The 20,826-nt window shown below is 66.6% G+C and carries 16 protein-coding genes and 1 tRNA gene; all 17 read right to left on the bottom strand.

The features are described 5' to 3' along the window. Positions 1–73: 73 nt before the first annotated feature. Complete coding sequence (gene mdcH, locus AC3WLE_RS00225) at positions 74–991, bottom strand: malonate decarboxylase subunit epsilon (protein ID WP_492316859.1); 918 nt, start codon at positions 989–991, stop codon at positions 74–76. Further along, a complete protein-coding gene (locus tag AC3WLE_RS00220; RefSeq protein ID WP_492357178.1) occupies positions 988–1,635 on the bottom strand; it encodes a malonate decarboxylase holo-ACP synthase in 648 nt (215 codons plus the stop codon). Before AC3WLE_RS00220 ends, mdcH begins: the two co-directional genes overlap by 4 nt. After that, a complete protein-coding gene (gene mdcE, locus AC3WLE_RS00215) occupies positions 1,623–2,459 on the bottom strand; it encodes a biotin-independent malonate decarboxylase subunit gamma (RefSeq protein ID WP_492316857.1) in 837 nt (278 codons plus the stop codon). The genes AC3WLE_RS00220 and mdcE overlap by 13 nt, the downstream gene beginning before the upstream one ends. Then, positions 2,456–3,307, bottom strand: coding sequence for a biotin-independent malonate decarboxylase subunit beta (locus AC3WLE_RS00210; protein ID WP_492357177.1), 852 nt, complete (start codon positions 3,305–3,307; stop codon positions 2,456–2,458). The genes mdcE and AC3WLE_RS00210 overlap by 4 nt, the downstream gene beginning before the upstream one ends. After that, positions 3,304–3,621 (bottom strand): malonate decarboxylase subunit delta, encoded by a 318-nt coding sequence (locus AC3WLE_RS00205; RefSeq protein WP_492316855.1) that lies wholly within the window; start codon positions 3,619–3,621, stop codon positions 3,304–3,306. Before AC3WLE_RS00205 ends, AC3WLE_RS00210 begins: the two co-directional genes overlap by 4 nt. Then, positions 3,602–4,543, bottom strand: a complete 942-nt coding sequence (locus AC3WLE_RS00200) for a triphosphoribosyl-dephospho-CoA synthase (RefSeq protein WP_492357176.1) — start codon at positions 4,541–4,543, stop codon at positions 3,602–3,604. Before AC3WLE_RS00200 ends, AC3WLE_RS00205 begins: the two co-directional genes overlap by 20 nt. Then, entirely contained in the window at positions 4,543–6,201 is a 1,659-nt protein-coding gene (mdcA, locus tag AC3WLE_RS00195; RefSeq protein ID WP_492357175.1) for a malonate decarboxylase subunit alpha, read from the bottom strand. The genes AC3WLE_RS00200 and mdcA overlap by 1 nt, the downstream gene beginning before the upstream one ends. Positions 6,202–6,338: 137 nt before the next feature. Further along, a complete protein-coding gene (locus AC3WLE_RS00190) occupies positions 6,339–7,256 on the bottom strand; it encodes a LysR family transcriptional regulator (RefSeq protein WP_492357174.1) in 918 nt (305 codons plus the stop codon). Between the two features lie 97 nt (positions 7,257–7,353). Next, positions 7,354–8,760 carry an SLC13 family permease gene (locus AC3WLE_RS00185; protein WP_492357173.1) on the bottom strand — a complete coding sequence of 469 codons (1,407 nt, stop codon included), beginning with the start codon at positions 8,758–8,760 and terminating at the stop codon, positions 7,354–7,356. Between the two features lie 584 nt (positions 8,761–9,344). After that, a tRNA-Ile gene (locus tag AC3WLE_RS00180) sits at positions 9,345–9,420 on the bottom strand. Positions 9,421–9,538: 118 nt separating this feature from the next. Continuing rightward, positions 9,539–10,006: a fumarate hydratase gene (locus AC3WLE_RS00175; protein ID WP_492316850.1), complete on the bottom strand. Its 468-nt coding sequence runs from the start codon at positions 10,004–10,006 to the stop codon at positions 9,539–9,541. A gap of 248 nt (positions 10,007–10,254) precedes the next feature. Then, positions 10,255–10,608, bottom strand: a complete 354-nt coding sequence (locus AC3WLE_RS00170; RefSeq protein WP_492357172.1) for a hypothetical protein — start codon at positions 10,606–10,608, stop codon at positions 10,255–10,257. A gap of 207 nt (positions 10,609–10,815) precedes the next feature. Next, positions 10,816–12,201, bottom strand: coding sequence for an FAD-binding oxidoreductase (locus tag AC3WLE_RS00165; protein WP_492357171.1), 1,386 nt, complete (start codon positions 12,199–12,201; stop codon positions 10,816–10,818). A 120-nt stretch (positions 12,202–12,321) separates the two neighbouring features. Then, on the bottom strand, positions 12,322–15,582 hold the full coding sequence (locus tag AC3WLE_RS00160; RefSeq protein ID WP_492357170.1) for an AfsR/SARP family transcriptional regulator: 3,261 nt from the start codon (positions 15,580–15,582) through the stop codon (positions 12,322–12,324). Positions 15,583–16,341: 759 nt separating this feature from the next. Further along, positions 16,342–17,418, bottom strand: a complete 1,077-nt coding sequence (locus AC3WLE_RS00155) for a lipocalin-like domain-containing protein (protein WP_492357169.1) — start codon at positions 17,416–17,418, stop codon at positions 16,342–16,344. Beyond that, entirely contained in the window at positions 17,415–19,940 is a 2,526-nt protein-coding gene (locus AC3WLE_RS00150; RefSeq protein ID WP_492357168.1) for an FtsX-like permease family protein, read from the bottom strand. The genes AC3WLE_RS00155 and AC3WLE_RS00150 overlap by 4 nt, the downstream gene beginning before the upstream one ends. 3 nt (positions 19,941–19,943) lie before the next feature. Beyond that, positions 19,944–20,639 carry an ABC transporter ATP-binding protein gene (locus AC3WLE_RS00145; RefSeq protein WP_492316844.1) on the bottom strand — a complete coding sequence of 232 codons (696 nt, stop codon included), beginning with the start codon at positions 20,637–20,639 and terminating at the stop codon, positions 19,944–19,946. Between the last annotated feature and the right edge of the window lie 187 nt (positions 20,640–20,826).

Genomic DNA, 20,826 nt, shown 5'->3' with positions numbered 1-20,826 from the left:
GATGATTCCACCGCGGAGACTCCTCACCGAGGTGGTTTGCTGCTTTGCAGATCCGCTATTGCCAAACGGAGAATCAACGACGCATGATCGCCACGATCGAATCGACGCGGGTTCTGTCACAGGCCATTGCGATGCCATCTGCAAACACCGGTTGCGCCAGCCGTGTCAGCACATCACCCGGAGGCGCCTCCACCACCAGCCTGGCGCCATTGGCTCGTGCCAGCAGCATGGCTTCATGCCAGCGCACCGGCGTCGCCATGTTCTGCGCGAGATCCTCAGCGATCTTGCGTGGATCGCGCAGTTCGCGCGCCTTGCTCGCACTGAAGTAGCGCAACGTAGGCGCCGACATCGCCACCCCCTGCATGGCTTCGCCCAGGGAGCGCGCGGCGTCTGCCAGCAGCGGACAGTGCGACGGGACGTGGATGGCGACCGGCCTGGCGGCCTGCGCGCCAGCCGCTAGCGCCAGCGTCGACACTTCCGCCAGCGCCGACAGCTTGCCCGCGATCACAATCTGCGTGGGGGCGTTGAAATTGGCCAGGTACACCGGCTGCTGCGGCGTGCAGACCTGCGCCACCAGCGGTTCGAGCCGGTTCCGGTCCAGGCCGAGGATCGCCGTCATGCCATAGCCATGCGGAAAGGCCTGCGCCATCAACTCCCCGCGCAAGCGCACTAGTCGCAACGCATCGGCAAAGGCCAGCACACCTGCGGTCACCGCCGCCGCATAGGCGCCGATGGAGAGGCCGGCCACCGCGTCGGCGCGGGCGTCATGCGCGACCAGGCAGCGCGCCATGGCCACGCCTGCCGTCAGCAGGCAAAGCTGGGTCCATACCGTGGACTGCAGGCGTGTCGGCGTATCCATCTCCGCCGCCGGCACCTGCAGCACGTCTTGCGCCTCGGCCAGCACCGCGGCCACCGCGGGATGCGCGGGCAGGTCCTTCAGCATGCCGGGCCGCTGCGCGCCCTGGCCGGGGAAAGTAAGCAGGACATTCATGCCGTGGGTTGCCAGGGATCGTCGCACAGCCGCGGGCCGTGATCCGTCTTCAGCAGCACCCTGCCGCCGCTGCGCAGGCGTTCCAGCAGCGAAAAGCCACCAAACGGGGTCGCGACCTGTATATCGAGCCTGGCCGGCGCGGCGCGCTGCAGCTCGGCCAGCAGGTCCAGATGCGGGGCCGGGAGCGGTTGTGCGGCCTGCACGACGAGGTCAAGGTCGCTGTCGGCACGCAGCACGTTGTGCAGACAGGCGAGCGAGAAGCCGGCGCTGCCAGTCACGCCCCACCGGATACCGGCGGCGTCGAGCCAGTCGGCGATGGCCTCGAGCGCGAGGATTGCCGGCAGGGTCGCCAGCTCCGGCCGCCGCCGCCAGGCACGCTGCGCGGCCAGGTCCATCGGCGTGACGATCTTGCGGATCGCCGCGGGCGTGATCCAGGTGCCGAAGCGTTCCGCGCGCGTACCGCCGCGCAAGCCGACGGGGACTGCGCCAGGCCGGCGGCCGTCGCGCCGCACGACCAGCGGGATCTCGCGCAGCGCTGGCAGGCAGACCCATTCCGGCAAGCCGTCGCGGCCCAGGTCGCTGGCCGGATCGCCCGGCCAGACCAGGTCGTGTGGCGCGGGCGTCGCAGTGTTCAGGCTTGCCATTGCCGCGACAGGCAGTCACGCACTGCAGCCGACGCCTTGCGGTTTGCGCCCGCCAGCCGGCCGGACAGTCCGTGGGTCGGGTCGCGTCGGATCTCCGCCAGCGCGGAAAGGATGGTGTCGCGCGCCAGGTGCACATCGGCCGGCACCGGGGCGCTGGCCGACTCGACGTCGATCAGCCGCCACAGGATGCCCAGCGTGGCGAAGTTCTCGATGTCGTAGGCCATCGGCGGCACCGTCGACGCCAGCGCCTCGAGGTCCTCGACTGTGCGCATGGTGACCCTGGCGGCGGCCTCCTTGCCCATCGCATGCACCAGCACGCCCTCGTCATTGAGCGCGATGATGCGGTTGGCCTGGTAGCCGTGCGCGAGGAAGGCTCCCGACATGGCACGCCCGACGATCAGCGCCACCACCGGATGGCCGGCCAGCCGCGCCTCGGCATAGGCAGCGACAGCGCCAGCCAGCGCCTGGTGGATGCCGAGCGCTTCTTCGCGCCGGCCGTACGCCTGGCTGGGGGTATCGACGATCGCCACGATGGCGCGCCTGACCGGCAATTCGCGGTCCGCTTCGATCGCTTCGCGCACCGCGCGCGCCAGCGACCAGCCTTCGAGCAGACCGGCCTCGCCATGACGTGCCCGCGGAAAGCGGCTGTCGGCGTCAGGCACCAGGGCGATCCAGCGAACCGCGGTCCCCGCCAGTTCGCCGTCGGCAACCAGCACTGAGTCTGGCAGACCCGGCTGGACCTGCGCCGCGGGCGCCAGTGCCTGCAGCCAGCGTTCACCACGGCTGGGTTCGCGCGCGATAGCGGTTTGGGTTGGTGAGTTCATGCGTCGGTCCCCCGTTGCAACAACGCCTGCACATCGGCCGGCGTGGGCTGCGCACTGGCGTCGTACGCCTGCAGTGCGGCCAGATATTGGGCGTATTGCTCACTGCGATAGCTTCCGTCGACCGGGCCGCGCAACAGTTCGGCGACCTGCCTGCGCATCGCGTCGCAATCGTCATCGACATACGCATCGGCGAAGCCGGTGGCAACGCGCTGCGTGCCGCCGGTAAAGCTCCAGATAAAGGGCCGGTCACGCGAGTCGTACTCGGCGATGCCCGCCTCCTGCTCGATCACGGCCGGGCCGTTCAGGCCGAGGCGCCCTTCCTGCGTCATCACCAGCGCGGTACACAGGCCCGCGGCAATCGACATGCCGCCGAAGCAGCCCACCTGCCCGGCGATCACGCCGACTACCGGCTGGTAGCGGCGCAGGTCGACGATGGCCGCATGGATCTCGGCAATCGCGGCCAGGCCGAGATTGGCTTCCTGCAGGCGCACGCCGCCGGTTTCCAGCAGCAGCACTGCGCGCGTCGGTTCGCCGCGGCGGTTGTCCTCGGCGGCCAGCTCGAGTGCGCCGGCAATCTTGGCGCCGCCGACTTCGCCCATGCTGCCCCCCTGGAAGGCGCCTTCGATGGCCAGCACCACCACCGGCATCCCGTCGATGCGCCCCTTGGCGACCACCACGCCGTCATCGCTCTGCGGCACCACACCCTGGGGCGGCAGCCATGGCGACTGCAGGCCGTCGAACGGGCCCGCCAGTTCGCGGAAGGTGCCCGGGTCCAGCAGCGCACGCGCGCGCTCGCGTGCCCCCAGTTCGATAAAGCTGTTGCGCGCCAGCAGTTCCGCCGTGTTCATGCGCCCTCTCCTGGTTGCGGGTCGCCCAGCACCTCGAAGGCCTCCGCCAGGCGCATGCCGACCACGCCCGGCGTGGCGCCAAAATCGTGGATGCGGATCTGCATCGACGCGCGCGGCTCGGCGGCAAAGACGCGCGCGAGCTGCGCATCCCAGACACGGCCATAGCCATTGACCGAGGTGGTGACCTCAACCGTGGTCACGCCGCCGCTGCCGGGCTCGACCAGAACCTCGAGGTCGCCCGACCCCACCACGCCCACCAGCACGCGCGCCCTGGCAGGCTGCCCCGCCGGAAATTCAAATCGTAGTTGTTCCATCAAAGTCCCCTGAATTGTTGCCCATCGAGTCCTGCGACAGCCGGTCGAGGAAGATCGTCGCGGCCAGCAAGTCCGCCGCGCCGCCCGGCGAGGCGCGCTGCGCCAGCATGCCGGTGTCCAGGTTGCGCAGCTGCCGCCGTCCCACCACCGTGCCCGCGCCACCGGCGGCGAGCACCGCCTTGGCGCCGGCCTGCATGTAGTCCAGGCCCTTGCGCCCCGACCTCGCCAGCACGCAGGTATCGTCCAGCTCGCTCATCAACGCCAGCAGCGCATTGAGACGTGCCGTGGATTCGGTGTCGCCGCGCGCGCGGCTGCGTTGCAGGGCCGGCAGCGCCAGCCGCATCACGTGCGGGAACCCTGCCCGTGCCTGGGCCCGCGCACCGCCAACGCCGTACGCCAGGCAGGCGAGTTCGCCCTTGTTGCCGGTAACCACCGGCCGGTGGCGGTCGGGCAGCGCGGCGATGGCACCCGCCGTGGCACTGATCGCCGCGGCACTGGCGCGCTGCCCGGCCGCGCCGAGCTGTCCCGCGGCGCCGACCAGCAAGCCGATGCACCAGATCGCGCCGCGATGCGTATTGACACCGCCGGTGGCGGACAGCATCACCGCCTCGGCCTCGCGGCCGAGCGCGCCCAGTTGCTCGCGCAGCCCATATCCGACGCGCGGCGCCTGCAGGCCGGCATCGGCCATGGCCGCGAACGACGGGCCCAGCGACTGCGCCGAGCGCAGCATCAGCGGCAATGTCAGGTCGGCATGTGCGCCGCTACCACGGCTGTCGACCAGGCCAGGCTTGGGCGACAGCCGTGCTTCTTCCACGATCGCGCTGACCGCAAGGCCAGCGAGTGCCTGGGCGCGGGGAGCGGCCACCGGCTGGTGCCGGTGCTGCGCCGGCGTGTGCAGGATCCTTGCTGCTGCGCTCGCCATTACCAGCTCCGGAAGCGGGCGGGCGGCGCGTACAGCCCGCCGGACCAGTCCACCAGTTCGGCCATGCTCTTGGCCGCCAGCAAGCTGCGCGTGGCCTGGCTGCGCTGCACGCACAGGTCTTCGGGCAGCGCGATGAGGCCGTCGCTGCGCATCCGGCGCGTCGTGGCGGGGTCATGCGTCATGCCGATCGGCGTGACGCCCGCCACTGCGGCAATCATCCGGCGCCGCTCTTCCAGCGATTGCGCCTTGTACAGGTAGGCGATGCCTTCCTCGGTCAGCACGTGGGTAACGTCGTCGCCGTAGATCATCACCGGGGCGAGCGGCATGCCGCTTTCGCGCGCGACGTCGACCGCGTCCATCGATTCCACGAAGGTGGGCTTGCCGCCCGCCTGGAAGGTCTCGACCATCTGCACCACCAGCTTGCGGCCGCGCGCGAGCGGATCGTCGGTTTCGATCAGGTCAAGCCAGGCTGGCGTCGGGTGCCGCCGCCCGCCGGGCTGGTGGCCCATGTTGGGCGCGCCGCCAAAGCCCGACAGCCGCCCGCGCGTCACGGTGGACGAGTGGCCGTCGCCGTCGATCTGCAAGGTCGAGCCGATGAAGAGGTCCACCGCATACTGGCCGGCAAGCTGGCAGAAGGCCCGGTTGGAACGCATCGAACCGTCCGCACCTGTGAAGAAGACATCCGGGCGCGCGGCGACATAGGCCTCCATGCCCAGTTCGCTGCCAAAGCTGTGCACGCTCTCGACCCAGCCGGTCTCGATGGCGGGGATCAGCGTCGGGTGCGGGTTGAGCGTCCAGTACTTGCAGATCTTGCCCTTCAGCCCCAGCGACTCGCCGTAGGTGGGCAGGATCAGCTCGATGGCCGCGGTGTTGAAGCCGATGCCATGGTTGAGCGACTGCACCTGGTGGCGCTCGTAGATGCCCCGGATCGCCATCATTGCCATCAGCACGTGGACCGGCTTGATCAGGCGGGGGTCGCGGGTAAACAGTGGCTCGCAGAAGAATGGCTTGTCGGCCTGCACCACGTAGTCGATCCAGGAGCCGGGCACGTCCACGCGCGGCAGGCCGGCGGGGTTGTCGACGATCTCGTTGACTTGCGCAATGACCAGCCCGTCGCGGAAGGCCGCGGCCTCTACCAGTGCCGGCGTGTCCTCGGTGCTGGGGCCGGTGTAGAGATTGCCCTCGCGATCGGCCTTGTAGCCGGCGATCAGGACGACGTTGGGGACCAGGTCCACATACAGCCGCGCATAAAGCTCGATATAGGTGTGGATCGCGCCCACTTCGAGCTGGCCGTCCTCCAGGAACTGCGAGATGCGGATGCTCTGCGCGCCGGCGTACGAGAAATCCAGCTTGCGCGCGATGCCACGCTCGAACAGGTCCAGGTGTTCCACCCGGCTGACGCTCGGGATGATCATGTGGAGTGCATTCACACGCGCGGGATCGACCTGTGCCAGCGAGCGCGACAGAAAGTCGGCCTGCTTCTGGTTGTTGCCCTCCAGCACCACGCGGTCGCCCGAAAGCAGCACTGCCTCCAGGAAGGGCACAATATCGCTGGTCGGCACCAGCTTGCCCTGGGCAATGGCGGCGGCGTTCTGCTTGCGGCGCGCCTTGGCTTCCCTGCGGGTGTTCCATTGGCGGCCTGTGCTGGTGGTGGTCATCGCATCTCCGGGCTGACGTCTGTCTGATGTGCCCACCTTAAAACAGGCGGCGCCCACCGAACAATCACGTTGGGCGGAGAACCATTACGCTGGCCGGAAGCAAGGCCTGAAGCGCGGCCGGACCCAGCCTCGGCGTCTTATGGCTCCGCGTCGCGCATGGCCATGCGGCACACCGCGGCCAGCGCCAGCAGGTTGGGATCGCGCTCGCGGCGGCGCAGGAAGCTCAGGCCGATGGTCTGCTTGATGTCGTATTCGCCGGCCAGTGGCACGAACGCCACGTTGCGCGAATACACCCCTTTCACCCGCCCTGGCAGAAGCGTGTAGCCGATGCCACCGCCCACCAGGTTCATCAGTGAAAAGATATCGCCGACTTTCATCACCACATTTGGCGTGAATTGGGCAATACGGAAGGCCTCGACAAAGCCGTGATAGGTGACGAAGCCCTCGCTCAACGCCACGAACGGCTCGTCGCGGCAGGCTCGCAGGTCGACCGCCGGCATGGAGGCGTAGGGCGAGTCGGCAGGCGCCGTAAAGAAGATATCGTCCTCGAACAGCGGGATCGACTCGATCTCCGGGTCGGGCTCGGGCACGGCCATCAAGGTGGCATCGATAGAGCCCTGCTTGAGTTTGTGCAGAAGGTCCGCATTGGAGCCCAGCACCAGTTCAGTCTGCAATTCCGGGCGCCGCAGCTTCAGCCCGATCACGATCCTGGGCACGGTCTGGACCGTCAGCGAGTAGAGCGAGCCGATCTTGAGCTGGTCGGCCGAAAAGCCGGCGGCCTCGCGCGTGGCGCGGATGCCGTCGGCCATGGCCTTGAGCACTTCTCTTGCCGTATCCGCCAGCACATAGGCCGCATCGGTCGGGATCAGGTTGCGGCCCTCATGCCGGAACAGCGCGCAGCTCGTGCCCTCTTCCAGCGAGTGCAGCGCACGGTGCACGCTGACCGTGCTGGTGTCCAGGATCTCGGCCGCCTTGGCCAGGTTGCCGGATTCCATGAACGCCAGCAGGGCTTCGAGTTTGCGGAAGGTGATCTCTTCGCCAATGCGGATTCTCATGGTTCTGGGCTCGGGTGTGGGGGCGGCCTTCCATCTTAGCCGCGTGGCGGCCAGTTCGCATGATTAGCTGGCTTGGCCGAGCCATCGCGACCGGAACTCAGAGCACGACAAAGATAAACCACAGCACAACCGGCGCGGTCACGGTCACCAGCGCCCCATAGATCATCAGCTTGCGGAAGAAAGCCTGCCGGTCCACGCCCTGGGCGTTGGCCAGTACCAGCGCACCATTGGTCGAAAACGGGCTTACGTCCACGATCGTCGAGGACACCGCCATCGCCGCGATAAAGCCGATCGCGCTGACGTCGGAGCCTTGCTGCAGGAACGGCACGGCAAGCGGGATCAGCGAGCCCAGCACCGCGGTCGACGAGGCAAACGCCGACACCACCGCACCCACAAAGCACAGCAGCAGCGCCGCCATCAGCGGCGAGGTCAGGTGGGCCACGCTATGGCCGACGAAATCGATCGTGCCCATCTTGTCCATCACGCCCACAAAGGTGCTGACGCCGACGATCAGCATGATCTCGGGCCACGACACCTGGCCCAGCGCGCGCTTCTGCAGCTCCGGTGCCATCAGCGTGAGCACCAGCGCGATGGTCAGCGAAACGAAGCCGATATCGAGCTTGAAGTAGAGCGTGAGGACGGCCAGTGCCACCAGGCCGGCCACGGTCAGGTACTGGTAGAGTCCGGCCGGCGCCTCGGCGGTGCCGGCGGCATCGCCCTCGAACATCGATCCGCGGTCGCGCGCTCTCGTCTTCCGCTCTTCCATGCCGGCCTCGGCCTCGGCATCGCCATAGATCTGCGCGCCCTGTGCCGGCACGGCGTGGGCGCCGAAGGGATGGCCCATGGCCAGCACACCGTCGGCGACCGCCTGCGGCGCTGCCACCGCCGGCGCCGCTTGCCGCATCAGGCGCAGGCCGCCGAATGCGACGAACAGTCCCGCGGCCACGGCAAGGTTGACACCCAGGCTGGCAAAGGCCGTCGCCATCTCGTTCAGCGGCAGCCCCGCCTTCTGCACGATCTTGTTGGTGATGCCGCCATAGATGCTGATCGGCGAGAAGCCGCCGCCCTGGGCACCGTGGATCACCATCAGGCCCATCAGCAGCGGGTTGATGCCGTAGCGCGCGGCGAACCCCAGCGCGATCGGCGCGATGATTGCGACCGCTGCCGGGCTGACCGCGCCGACCGAGGTCAGCACCGCCGCGATCATGAACATGATCCACGGGATCGCCGCGATCCGGCCGCCCACGGCGCGTACCGCAAGCCTCACCAGCCAGTCGATGGTGCCATTGTTCTGCGCCACTGCGAACAGGTATGTGATGCCGACCAGCGTCAGGAACAGGTCGGCGGGGAATCCGGCCAGGATAACCTTGGCCGGCATGGCGGCAACCAGCGTGCCGACCAGGAATGCGCCGACAAAGGCCAGCGCGCCCATGTTGATGGGCAGGACCGTGGCGATGACGAACATCAGCCCCAGGACAGAAATGGAAATCAGGTGTTGCGACATAGCGGCTCCGTCGCGGCAGGCGCGCCGGGGCGCCCATCGCTTGGTAGGAATGACGTGGGATTGGTTCTCGGCGGGAACTGCCGAAGGTGATGCGCCGCTACGGCAAGGTGTGGAAGGGGTAGGCCGTCACATGCGTCTCCTTGGTGGATATGGCCTCGCTTGAATACTTCAAGTCGGCGCCATTTTTGAGTCTTGCTTTTGAGCCAAGAATAAGGTGGCGGACAATGAGCATCAATTAAGGTGCGGGGGCAATCCTTACGGAGACCGGAATAGCATCGGGAGGGCGAGTCGGGCAAAAGCCCTGTGCAAACGCAGAGGTGAAAGCTGCTGCGGGTCGAGCCACGAGGTGTGGTGAACCCAGGCGACGACGTGACGTGCGAGCGGACTGTCGAGAACGACCAATGGATTTAAGGCGGTCCCCCGCGTATGCGGGGTGAGGAACCACACTGGGTCATCAAGCCGCGAATTTGCTCGATCACGCTTGCGACCTCATTCGCGCGGGCCTCTTCAATCTGGGCTCACTTTACCCGCCGGCGATCCACGCGACATGAGGGACGGAGTTTTGCCAGGCTGGTGGTGAATAGTGGGCCTCCCGTGAGTTGAACACGGCACCAACGGATTATGAGTCCGCTGCGCTAACCAGGCATGAGCTAGAGGCCCAATTGGAAGGGGTAAAGCCGTCAGCACAAGGTTCGTCGGCCTCAGCTTTTCTCAGCAGTACCCCCATCTTGCATCAATCGGCTGGTTGGCGACATCGCGTTACCAGCCGAGGCAAGGATCACGCCGACGCTTCAGGCGACGCTACAGCCGGAACCACTTTCTTCGCCGAAGCCCGTTTTTTCGTCACGGATTTCACTGCGACCGCCTTCGGGCCTGCTTTCGCGGCGACCTTGCCCTTAGTAGCGGGTGCGGCCTTTTTCGCGACTGCTTTCGTTACGGCAGCTTTATTGCCCGTCGCCTTCTTGGCGCCTGCAGCCTTGGCCTTCTTTGCCAAGAGCTTGTCCTTTGCGGCTTGCTTTTCAAAGCGGGCCGCGGCCTTTGCGGCTTCCGCTGCCTGGGCAACCTCGCGCTTTGCCGCTTCAATTGCCTTCTTCGTGTCGGCGCGCAGCTTCAGCAAGCGCTTCTTCGCTGCCTGTGCCTCGCGGGCAAGCACGCTGGCCTTTTTCGTCGGCACGGCCACCTTCTTTGCGGCAGGTTTGCCCTTGGCAGTTGCACTTACCCGTGTCGTTTTAGTTGTTGCGACCATGTTTGGTTATTCATAGTTGTGAGTGAAGCGCGGAGTATAACCGCACGAGTGGCGTTACATAATACGTTTACCCCAAATGGCAAAGCACCGAACATTGCAATGCGATTTGACTACCCCCCTGTCGATCGGGACTCGGTTGCCTGACGGCAGGGTTGCGTCATATCGGGGCAAGCCCAAGTCATGGCGCATTTTCCCGCGCCTGGGCAACGGAGCAGGCCCAGACCAACCGCCCCGTTGCCCTGCCCTGCTCAGGACAAGCATTCCCCGCTGTCGCGCGCATCGCTGCGCGCACCGTCGGTGAAGCCATCGCGCGAGCTGATGCGGGCGCCATCGGTGTAAGGGTCAGGCTTGCGCATGCCGTCCAGGTACGGATCAAAGCCACGGACCGCGCACACGGACCTGCCCTGATGCGCGACCACGGGCAGCATGGTGGCCTCGGTGGACGGACTGTGCGCGCCATCGGTAAAGGCGTCGCGCTGGCCGCTGTGTCCCGGCGCGGCGACGACCAGCCCATCGGCATAGGCACCGGCGTGGGCGGTCTGGCTGAGCCCGGCGGCAAGTGCGGCAGCGGCAAGCAGGGTCTTGGCAAGAGTCTTATGCATTGCTATCTCCAACAGGGTGTCGGCGGCGTTGCCGCGACGGCACTCCTCGTGCAGGCGATCAGCTACGGAACGGTACGGCCCGCACGGGATCGCCTCTGCCGTGCAAGCCGTTGCCTGGCGTGAACCGGCTGCCATCCGACGTGGCAGCGGCGTCGCGCCGGACTTCTGGAAAGGGGTACCTGCGCCCCATGTCGCAAGCGTGGTGCGTCAGGCGGGCCTGATGTTCTGATTCACGCGAAACAGGTTGGCCGGGTCGTATTTGCGCTTGATCTCCGCCAGCCGCGCATAGTTGTCGCGATAGGACGCCTTCACGTTGTCATTGCCCTCGTCCATCATCATGTTGATGTAGCCGCCGCCAGCAGAGTGCGGATGCAGGGCCAGCCAGTAGTCCTTCGCCCACTGCACGATGCGATCGTTGTTGGCCGGGTCGGGATCCACGCCGACAATCACGCTGGCAAAGTTGGCATCGCGGTAGCTGAAGGCCGTGTCGTCGCAGCCGGCGCGATGCGCTGCACCATTGATCGGATACAGGTGCATGGTCGAGTGCATCGACGGCAACTGCTGCCCGTACTTGATGTGCAGATCGATGGCCTTGTCGCTCAGGTCGCTGACGAAGTCCGCTTTCCAGTACCACTGCAAGCCCGCCGGATACAGTCCGTCGAACAGGCCCTGCAGGACAGGCCAGGGTATTGGCCCGGCAAAGTCCACCGCCGGCGGCATGGCCTCGCGAATCGGACGGAAATGCGTTTCGGCCTGGTCGAGCGGGCCGGTGTAGCACCACACCACTGCGCACATCTTCTGCAGGTGAATTTCCTCCGGGAAGGGCGCTGCGGGAGGCACCGTGACGAAACCGAACCAGCCATTGATGTCCTGCGGCGCACTCAGGATGAAGTCGCGCCACCATGTCATCAGCTCGCGTGCCTGCTCCATCGGCCACAGCATCGGGCCGCCATAGACCGTGGCTACGGGATGAGCCTTGAACTCGAACGACGTCACCACGCCGAAGTTGCCACCGCCGCCGCGCAACGCCCAGAACAGGTCGGCGCTTTCGTCCTCGCTTGCTGTGACGACGCGCCCGTCGGCCAGAACGACCTCGGCGCTGAGCAGATTGTCGATCGTCAGGCCGTAGGCGCGGCTGAGGTAGCCGATGCCGCCGCCGAGCGTCAGTCCGCCCACGCCGGTGGTCGAGATGAAGCCACTCGGCGTCGCCAGCCCGTAGGCACTGGCGGCGTGATCCACATCGCCCCAGGTGCAGCCACCGCCAACCCGCAGTGTCTTGCGTCCGGCATCGACAAACACGCCCTTCATGGTCGACAGGTCGATCACCAGTCCACCATCGCATGTGCCGAGCCCGGCGCCATTGTGCGCGCCGCCACGCACGGCCAGCAGCATCCCGCCGTCGCGCGCGGCGTTCACCGCCGCGATGACGTCCGCAACATCGACGCAGCGCGCGATGATCGCAGGTCGCTTGTCGATCATTCCGTTGTAGACGGCACGCGCCTGGTCGTAAGCCGCGTCGCCCGGCTGAATCAGTTGTCCCCGAAAATGCGCCTTGAGTGCGGTTGCGACGGGTTCGCTCAATGAAGCTTCCATGGTTGCCTCCTGTCCGGTTGGTATGCAGGAGTTTTAGCAACCTCGGCGTTTTGAAAGCGTTAGGTGAACCGTTACAAAGGGATTCTGCCTCCCGACCGGCGCGCAGTGGTCGAGCCGAAGCTAACGCGCGAGTAACGCCCGCGCCTTGACGATGTCGGGCTGATCGAAGCCCTCGGTGAATCGCGCAAGCGGCGCCTCGACCACCTCATGCGCATTGACGCGCCCCTGCGAGGTTCGCAGCGTTGTCAATGACAGGGTGGCACGCAGCTCAAGCGGTAGCGCGTGCTGGGCTGTGGCGATCTCGATCGCCTTGATCAGCGATGACTCGGCTTCGGCGAGGTTGGCGGTGCTGCGTAGCAGCAATTCACCGCGCAGACGGTACAGCTCGGCGTCCACCCAGTGCTCGCCAGTGCGCCCGACGCATTCGAACGCGTGGTCCAAAGCCGCCAACGCAGCCTCGGTCTCTCCTACGTCGCCCTGGCATTCAGCGAGCATGGCCAGATACAGCGGCAGACGCAGGCGTGCGCCCGTTGCGTGAAAGCCCTCGATCGCCCCCTGCATCGCCACCACGGCGTCGGCGCCGGGCGCCTGTTTCGCGTTCGCCCAGGCGAGCAATATGCCTGCCCAGGCAAGGTAGTAGCCTACGTGGTACTGTTCGGCGATCTCGTGTGCCTGGCGGGCATAGTGCAGCGTGAGACCGTGCTCATGTCGCAGCGCATGCTGCGTCGCGAGATATGACAGCGCGAGCGCCTGGGAGAACGGGTGTGCTACCCGGTTCGCCACCTCCAGCGCTTCGCGTCCACGCTGAAGGGCCTGATCGGCAAGCCCCCTGAACCACAATGCGTGCGCCGACCACGCGGCGGCCAGCACGCCGAAGTTACCGCCCATCAGGGACGCATGCTCGGCGTGCTGGGCCTCGTCATAAGCGCGGTGCGCGCGTTGATACGCGGGCTCGGCAGCCATCCAGTCGCCTTGCTGGACCAGACTACCCATGACGCTGGTCCATGCCATCACCGAGTAAGTACCGGAGCCCAGCGGCCCCAATCCCGCAATCAGTTCCTCGCTCAGGCTACGTGCCTGTGCAAGTTCCGCCCTCACTACCAGGAAAAATGAAAGGCTGACCTGGGCGCGTGCTTGCTGACTGGCGTCACCCGCCAGCCGGCTCAGTTCCACCGCGCGTCGCAGCGGCGCCTCCAGTTCGGGGGCCGCCCAGCCTCGGGCGATGCGAATCGGTGGCGCCAGGTCGAGTTGCAGGGCCAGCGATTGACTGGCGCGCTCCTGCGGATCGGCAATCCGGTCCGCTTGCACCAGCCCGCGCGTCAGCAATGCAATGGCATCGTCATAGGCATACACACTCTGCGCAACGCCGGCCGCGCGCCGATAGAACGCCGCCGCCTGGGCTGGCAGGCCCGCCCGCTCATAGTGCGAGGCGATCTGCGCGCTTGCCGCGTCGGGCGCATCGCCTGACGCCTGCTCGAGCGCTCGCGCCACGCGCAAATGCAGGCGGCGGCGCTGTAGCGGACTCACGTCGGCGTATGCCACGTCGCGGATCTTGTCATGGCTGAAGTCAAACGCCAGGCCGCCACCGTCGGTCTGGCGCACGATGCGCCGCTGCCACAGCTCGTCCAGCGCGCCTGCCAGGGCATCCTCGCCGAGGTCGCCTGCCTGGGCGAGGATGTCGGTCGTGAACGCCCGTCCAATGATTGCAGCAACCCCGACGATTTCGCGGGCGCCCGGAGGAAGCTGTGCCAGCCGGTTCGAAATGATGGTGTAAACCTTGGGCGGCAACTTCGACGCCATGCCGCCCTGTGCGTCCCCGACCGGCATGGTGTCGGAGCGGGCCCGCATCATTTCGACCGCAAACAGCGGGTTACCCTCGCTCTCTTCGAACAGCCGGGTTGCCTCCGTGTCGGCCAGCGGCCGGTCCAGGATCTGGGCCGCTATCTTTGCCGTTTCGGCGGCGTCCAGTGTCCCCAATGAGATCTCGATGAACTGGTCGTCGCGGCGTAGTGCGTCCAGCAGCCGGTTCGCCGCGTGCAGCGGCATGATTTCCTCGGGGCGCGCCGTTGCGACCACCATAAGCCTTGCCGCCGCGTCGAAACGCATCAGGAAGCGCAGCCATTCGAGCGTCTCGCCGTCGCACCATTGCAGGTCGTCGAGCAGCAGTAGCAGCGGCCCGCCTTGTGCAAGCACCGCTCGCGCAAGCGCCTCGAAAAACCGTTGGCGTTGCCAGTATTCGGTAAGAGGCGACGGCGGCGACAGTCCGGATTGCTGCGTGAGGAATTCCGGCAACAGGCGCGTGACCTCGGTCAGCCACAGTTTGTCGAGCTTGCCGATCGCACCACTCAGGGCAGGGCTGCGCAGCCAGCCGGTCACCGGTGCAAACGCGAGCCGTCCCTCGGCCGCATAGGCGCGCGAATGCGCCACGGTGATGCCTTGCTCGGCCAGATGGACCAGCAGTTCCTCCGCCAGGCGCGATTTGCCGATGCCGGCTTCGCCCAGGATCAGGACAAACTGCTTGTCGCCCAGCTGGGTACGCTGCCAGACTTCAAGCAGCCGGCGCCATTCGCCATGCCGGCCAATCATTGGCAGCATCGCATCCCGAGGGCGTTGGCGCTGCATTGACGCAGCCTGCGCAGCCAACCGCGCATAGGCCTCGCGCATGGGGTCGCCGGGCAGGACGCCCAATTCGCGCGCGAGCGTTTCCACACAGCTACGATAGGCGCGCATGGCCGATGCGTGATCGTGGTTCAGCGCGTGCAGGCGCATCAGCGCCAGGCAGGTGGGTTCGCGGCACGGGTCGAGCCGCTGCAACTGCAGTGTGTACTTCAACGCCTTTGCATAGTCGCGCCGGTCTTCACTCAGTTGACCGAGGCGCGCGAGCGCCGTGATGCACTGTTCGCGCAACCTTTCGCGCTCAGGGTGGATCCACTCGTCATAGCAGTTGGCCAGCAGGTCACCGCGATAGAGATCGGCGGCATGCGTCAGCAGCGCTTCTTCAGCGCCTGCGTCGCCGTGCCTCGAGGCCCTGGCCGCAGCCGCAAGCGCGGACTGGAACTGCGCTACATCGAGGTCAAGCGGCGAATCGGGCAGCCATCGCACCGTTTGCGCATCGGCATGGACAAACTGATCTGCCTCCGGCCAGGTCTTGCGCAGCTGAAACAGCAGTTGGCGCAGGGCATTGCGCGCCTGCGCCTGCGAGGAATCAGGCCAGAACAGTACGGCGAGCTGCTGCCGCGTCTGCGGTGCGTCGCGATGCAGGACAAGGCAGGCGAGCAGCGCCTGCAAGCGGGGGGAGTTTGCGTTAAACAGGGGCGCGCCAGCGCCGTCGAGCTGGAACTCGCCAAACAAACGGACGGAGAAGCGGGCCTGCGAAGTCATGCTGGAGCGCAATGCGGCACAATGCGATGGGGAGCTCCTGTAGGCAGCGTGCGGTGCGCACTGCGCTAGCGCTCGTGCGGGAACTCTCCAACACGCAAGCCCGCGCGAGCGCAATTCATGACTATACTCGCGTTGGCGCGTCCCATCCGGCCAACATCGACGAGCAGTCACTCCCTTTCCCGCTAGGTCCTAGCCGAAGACCTCGGATGCGTCCGTCATCAGTCTAAGCCCATGGGCTCGGATTCGCGCCTGGGCACGCCGGGCAAAGACTGATGCATCCAGGTTTGACCCGAGCTTCCGTACGCCGTGGGAGACTCGCCGAAAAATGAAATCAACTTCGTTTTCGGTGAAGTCGCCGTAGGCAAGGTATGCCCTCAGCATCTGGTTAAGGTAGGCATCACACTCACTTCGCTGCAATACGAGTGCGCTTGCCAGCAGAGACCGCGAGTGCCACCGCAGCCACCGGCGTCTCCAGTGCTTGTAGTCGTCCTTTACCAATTGACCCCTCCATTGCCCGGCGGCACTTTTCTTTACGCTGCCCGCAATCACCAACGAGTAGGGAGCACGCGGCGCGCTATTTGAAAATCATCATAGCGTGACGGAAATAGCAGGGCAATCGGCTTTCCTCTGGAGAAGGTCCCACCAAAGAGGGGGTGTGGCGAGAATCTTGCGGTTGAGGGAAATCGTGTGGATCGCCGAGCGAAGCGGCGGGCGGGCACTCCGACCGGCCGCTCCCAATTACCCGGGGCGGGCCTCAAGTCAAAGATTGAGGCGCTGGAAATACCCGGTCAGTTCGAGGTAGCCCCGTCCGACCGCCTTGCCTCCCCGCAACGCCGTCACCGCGCCCTCCCAATAGACCGCGCCGGTGCTCGCGCGGCTATCGAGTTCCTGATCATCCATCAGCGGTACCAGTTCGAGCGCGAGATCGCCTGCCCTCAACCGCATGGCAACCGGATAGCTCGTGCCGGTATGAGGCGAGCGCCAACGGCGTGCCGGCATGAAATTGACCTCTTCGGGAGCCAGTACCTGGACGCGACCGTCGCTGCCGCGCAGCGTGCCGCCTCCCCAGAACTTGCGCCCCGCCTTGTCCCGGATCTGGAAGGCCATCAGCGCGCCGCCGTCATCGAGGTTGAGGCCGAGCCAGTCCCAGCCGACGGCCTCGTCGGCCAGCAAGGTCGACGACCATTCGTGATCCAGCCAGGCGCTGCCGTGCACGGTTTCCTGCAGGCTGCGCCGCTCCAGGGTGCCGCTCACCTTGAGCCCCGGCTGGCTGTAGTAATAGCTCGCCTGGGCCGCCAGCGGGCCCTTGCGGCTGTATCCCCGTTCGCCCTGCAGCAGCAGCCGTTGGGTTGGCTCCATTGTCAGATCGAGGGTGAAATCCCGCGCGGGAAATCTGGCTCGGTAGCGCCCCGTGGTCTCTCGGTGCAGCGACCAGTTGCCGATGTACACATCGGTATCGGCAGTATCGGCAAGCGCCAGGCCGAAGCCGCTGCGCGCCGCACGCTGGTCGTGCTGGAGCTTGCCGGCCACGGGATCGCTCAGTGCGACATTGGCGAACAGCAGTTGCTGCGGCGCGAAGCGGCTTGGATTGGCCTGGTCAAACTGCGGGCGCGAGCGGAAGAACGTAACCTGGAAGCCGAGCGGCGCTCCTGCCTGCGTCTGCAGCCAGCCGGTGGCATACCACCATTCGGTGCGATAGTCGGGGTGCGCGCCGTGGTCGCGCGGGAAGGCCAGGGTTCGGCCTGCGGCGACTGGCGGATAAGCGGGCGCTGCGCCCAGCGCCGCGGCCGCCACGCCGGAACCCGGCAACAACAGCAGGAATGAGCGCCTCTTCACCAATCCTCCAGAACCGCGCGCACGGCGCTACGCGACATCGCCTGCCGCCCGCTCGCCAGCGCAGCCAGCGAGGCCGCCGCCACCACCGCGCTTGCCACCTGGGCCAGGAATACCCAAGGCACATGCAAGCTCATGGTCCAGTGGAACGACTGCGGATTGACAACGTGAACCAGGATGACCGCGATGACCCATCCCAGCGCAAGACCGGCTACCACGCCAAGCAGAGCGAGTAACGCGCCCTCCAGTGCCAGCATCGCGCCGATCTGCCAACGCATGAAGCCGAGATGCCGCAGCATGCCGAATTCGCGCGCGCGCGCCAGGGCCTGCGCGCTGAAACTGGCGCCGATGCCGAATAGCCCGATCACGACCGCTATGCCCTCCAGCAGGTAGGTCACTGCGAAGCTGCGGTCGAAGATTTTCAGGGTGATGGCGCGAATCTCGCCAGGCTCGGAGAATGTAATGTGTTCACCGCCGGCGACGCGCTGGCGCAGACTCTCCTTGACCTGCGCCGGGCCCGTGCCCTGCTCCAGCCACAGGGCGACGTCAGTGACACGCAGCTCGTCCGTGAGCCGCCGATAATCGTCCTGGCTGATCACCACCGTACCGTGCTGGCGTGCGTAATCGCGCCACACGCCGCCCACCAGGAAGGCGACGGGCCGGCCCTGCAGCGGCAGCGTGATACGTTGCCCCGGGCGGAAGCCATAGAGGTCGACCATCGCCTCGCTGACCCATACCGCCGGCGGATCACCCGGCTGCGCCGCGACGGGCGCAGCCGTCAGCGGCAGCCGCGCGCCCGGATTGCGCGGGTCGATCGGCCGGGCAATGACCGTGACGGGGGGACGCTCGGGATCAAGCAGGATCTGGTTCGAACGTAGAAACTCGGCACGCGCAACGCCACGGAGGCTGGCGATGGCCGCCTGGTCGTCAAGCGAGAAATACGCGCTATCGCCGCTTGACGAAGCACGCAGATAGAGATCGGCCGGCAGGACATTGTGCAGCCAATCGTCCACCGAGATGCGGAAGCTTGACACCATGATCGCCATCGCGGCCATCAGGCTAAAGCTGGCGACAATGCCGGCCAGGGCGATGGCGGCGCGGCCCGGTGCGCCGGCGAGCTGGGTCAGGGCAAGCTGCGGCACAGCCTGTCGCAAAGAGGGCAGCAAGCCGAACACAAGATGCGCCAGCCGTGGCATCAGCAGGATGGCGCCCACCAACAGAAGCGCGATCGCTGCATAACCGAAGACCGGCAGATCCGCCACCGGCCGCAGTGGCGTCAGCCCGAGCCCGGCTGCCATCGCAGCAAGCCCGGTCCACGGCGGGCGTAGCCGCTTGAGCGGCGTCTCCTCATCGCCCGCCTTGAGCGCCTGCGCCGGCCGCGCGCGGGCGGCCTCCCATGCCGGTGCGAGACTGCCGAGCACCGCCGCCGACAGGCCGAGCGCGAAGAAGATCAGCGCTGCCGGCGCGTCGAAGCGGACCCTGGGCTTTACACCTTCAAAGTAGCCACCGCCCAGATCGCCGCCCGCGTACCCGAGCACCGCGGCGGCGAGGACGAAGCCAAGCGCCAGGCCGAGCATCGCGCCGAGCGTGCCTTGCGCCGCGCCTTCCGCCAGCAGCAGCCGCAGCAGACCACCGCGTGTCACCCCGAGGGCGCGCAACAGTGCAAGCTGCGAGCGCCGCCGCAGCACCGATACAGCCTGCATCGTGAACACCAGGAAGGCGCCTGTGAACAGCGCCACCAGCGCAAGCACGTTCAGGTTCACCCGATAGGCGCGCGACAGGTTGGAAGTCCGGCGCGCGTTGTCCTGCGGCGAACCCGCCACCACCCCTGGCGGCAGCAGCGCGGCCAGCGCTTGCGCAAGGTTGCCGGTGTCCACTCCCGGCCTGAGCTTGACGTCGATCCGCTGCAGCAGGCCAAGCCGGTCGAGGCGCCACTGCGCTGCTCCGATATCCATCACGCCCAGGCGCAGGCCCTCGCCCGCCGCCGGCAGCGTGCCGGCAATACGCAGCGTAAGCGCGGTCAGCCCGACTTGTACGGTGAGCGGGTCCCCGGGCTTGAGATCGAGCCAGCTCAGCGCCGCCGGCGAAAGGAACACGGCGTCGGGATCGAGAACGTCGAGCTTGCCCGCGCGCTCCTCGGCGGGCCGCCCGATCAGATTGGGTGTCACAGGCGCCGCCCGGAACACATCGATGCCAAACAGCGTCAGCGCACCGGTGCGCCCCGGCACCAGCGCAGTGACTTCCACCACGGGGCTGGCCGCCGCCACCTCCGGCAGGCCCGCGATGCGCGGATAGAGCGATTCGTCGAAGCCCATGCGCGGCCCGCGGATCTCCAGATCGGCATTCCCCATCAGGGAGCGCACCGCCTGGGAAAACTCCGCCAGTGCAGCGTGGTTGACCAGATGCACGCCATAGCCCATTGCCACACCGATGGCCACGGCAAGGATGCCGATGATGGCGCGTCCGGGATGGGCGCGCAATTCGCCCGGGAGTAGCGCAAGGCCGAGTGAGCGCGGCGTTCGCATGGCTTAGGCGGCCGCGCTCATCGGCGGCTGTGGCCCCAGCGGCGTCAATCCGCCTGGCGTCAATTGCAAGACGCGATCCGCCGTCGCCGCAGCCACTGCCGAATGCGTGACGATAATCGCGGCCGTGCCGTTTGCGTTGACCAGTTCGCGCAGCAGGCTCAGCACCCGCGCGGCCGTCTCGTGATCAAGGTTGCCAGTCGGCTCATCCGCCAGCAGCAGCATTGGACGGTGTACCAGGGCACGCGCAATCGCCACCCGCTGCAACTCCCCGCCGGAAAGCTCGCGCGGCAGACTGTCCTCGCGCCCCTCAAGCCCAACCGCGGCGAGCATCTCGGCAACGCGCGCCGACGCCCCTTTTCGCTCGAGGCCGTTCAACAGCAGCGGCAGCGCCACGTTCTGCGCCGCGCTCAAATTCGGCAGCACGTGGAAGGCCTGGAACACGAACCCCAGCTTGCGACGCCTGAGCAAGGTTGCGGCATCGTCGTCCAGCTTGCCCAGATCCTGTCCGTCGAACTGGATGCGGCCACTGTCGGGCCGATCCAGACCGGCGATCAGGTGGAGCAGCGTTGACTTGCCCACGCCCGATTCGCCCATGACGGCGACAAATTCGCCGGCGTCCAGCGCAAGACTGACTCCGTGGAGAACCGTGCGCGGTCGGGCGCCGTTGTATGTCTTGGAGACATCTGTAAGGGTCAGCACAATGTCGTCAGCCTCGCGTGGCGCGTCTCTCCGTCAAAGCTGTGACGGGAAAGCGGACACAAGCCATTCTGCCACCGTTGAAGTGCATGGACTTGTCGAAGAAGGCCGCTAGAAGTCGGACGATTCGCACTGGGAACGGTGCAGCCACTTTGCCATTTCCTGGCGCTGGTTCGCTTCGCCGCCGATC

This window comes from Cupriavidus sp. FW306-1B-F12B (assembly GCF_058781795.1).
This window is presented reverse-complemented; position numbering and strand designations above follow the sequence as displayed.

What these genes read in the sequence shown, in the direction of transcription:
- mdcH (WP_492316859.1), bottom strand. Translation starts at nt 991, where the DNA reads ATGAATGTCCTGCTTACTTTCCCCGGCCAGGGCGCGCAGCGGCCCGGC.
- AC3WLE_RS00220 (WP_492357178.1), bottom strand. Translation starts at nt 1,635, where the DNA reads ATGGCAAGCCTGAACACTGCGACGCCCGCGCCACACGACCTGGTCTGG.
- mdcE (WP_492316857.1), bottom strand. Translation starts at nt 2,459, where the DNA reads ATGAACTCACCAACCCAAACCGCTATCGCGCGCGAACCCAGCCGTGGT.
- AC3WLE_RS00210 (WP_492357177.1), bottom strand. Translation starts at nt 3,307, where the DNA reads ATGAACACGGCGGAACTGCTGGCGCGCAACAGCTTTATCGAACTGGGG.
- AC3WLE_RS00205 (WP_492316855.1), bottom strand. Translation starts at nt 3,621, where the DNA reads ATGGAACAACTACGATTTGAATTTCCGGCGGGGCAGCCTGCCAGGGCG.
- AC3WLE_RS00200 (WP_492357176.1), bottom strand. Translation starts at nt 4,543, where the DNA reads ATGGCGAGCGCAGCAGCAAGGATCCTGCACACGCCGGCGCAGCACCGG.
- mdcA (WP_492357175.1), bottom strand. Translation starts at nt 6,201, where the DNA reads ATGACCACCACCAGCACAGGCCGCCAATGGAACACCCGCAGGGAAGCC.
- AC3WLE_RS00190 (WP_492357174.1), bottom strand. Translation starts at nt 7,256, where the DNA reads ATGAGAATCCGCATTGGCGAAGAGATCACCTTCCGCAAACTCGAAGCC.
- AC3WLE_RS00185 (WP_492357173.1), bottom strand. Translation starts at nt 8,760, where the DNA reads ATGTCGCAACACCTGATTTCCATTTCTGTCCTGGGGCTGATGTTCGTC.
- AC3WLE_RS00175 (WP_492316850.1), bottom strand. Translation starts at nt 10,006, where the DNA reads ATGGTCGCAACAACTAAAACGACACGGGTAAGTGCAACTGCCAAGGGC.
- AC3WLE_RS00170 (WP_492357172.1), bottom strand. Translation starts at nt 10,608, where the DNA reads ATGCATAAGACTCTTGCCAAGACCCTGCTTGCCGCTGCCGCACTTGCC.
- AC3WLE_RS00165 (WP_492357171.1), bottom strand. Translation starts at nt 12,201, where the DNA reads ATGGAAGCTTCATTGAGCGAACCCGTCGCAACCGCACTCAAGGCGCAT.
- AC3WLE_RS00160 (WP_492357170.1), bottom strand. Translation starts at nt 15,582, where the DNA reads ATGACTTCGCAGGCCCGCTTCTCCGTCCGTTTGTTTGGCGAGTTCCAG.
- AC3WLE_RS00150 (WP_492357168.1), bottom strand. Translation starts at nt 19,940, where the DNA reads ATGCGAACGCCGCGCTCACTCGGCCTTGCGCTACTCCCGGGCGAATTG.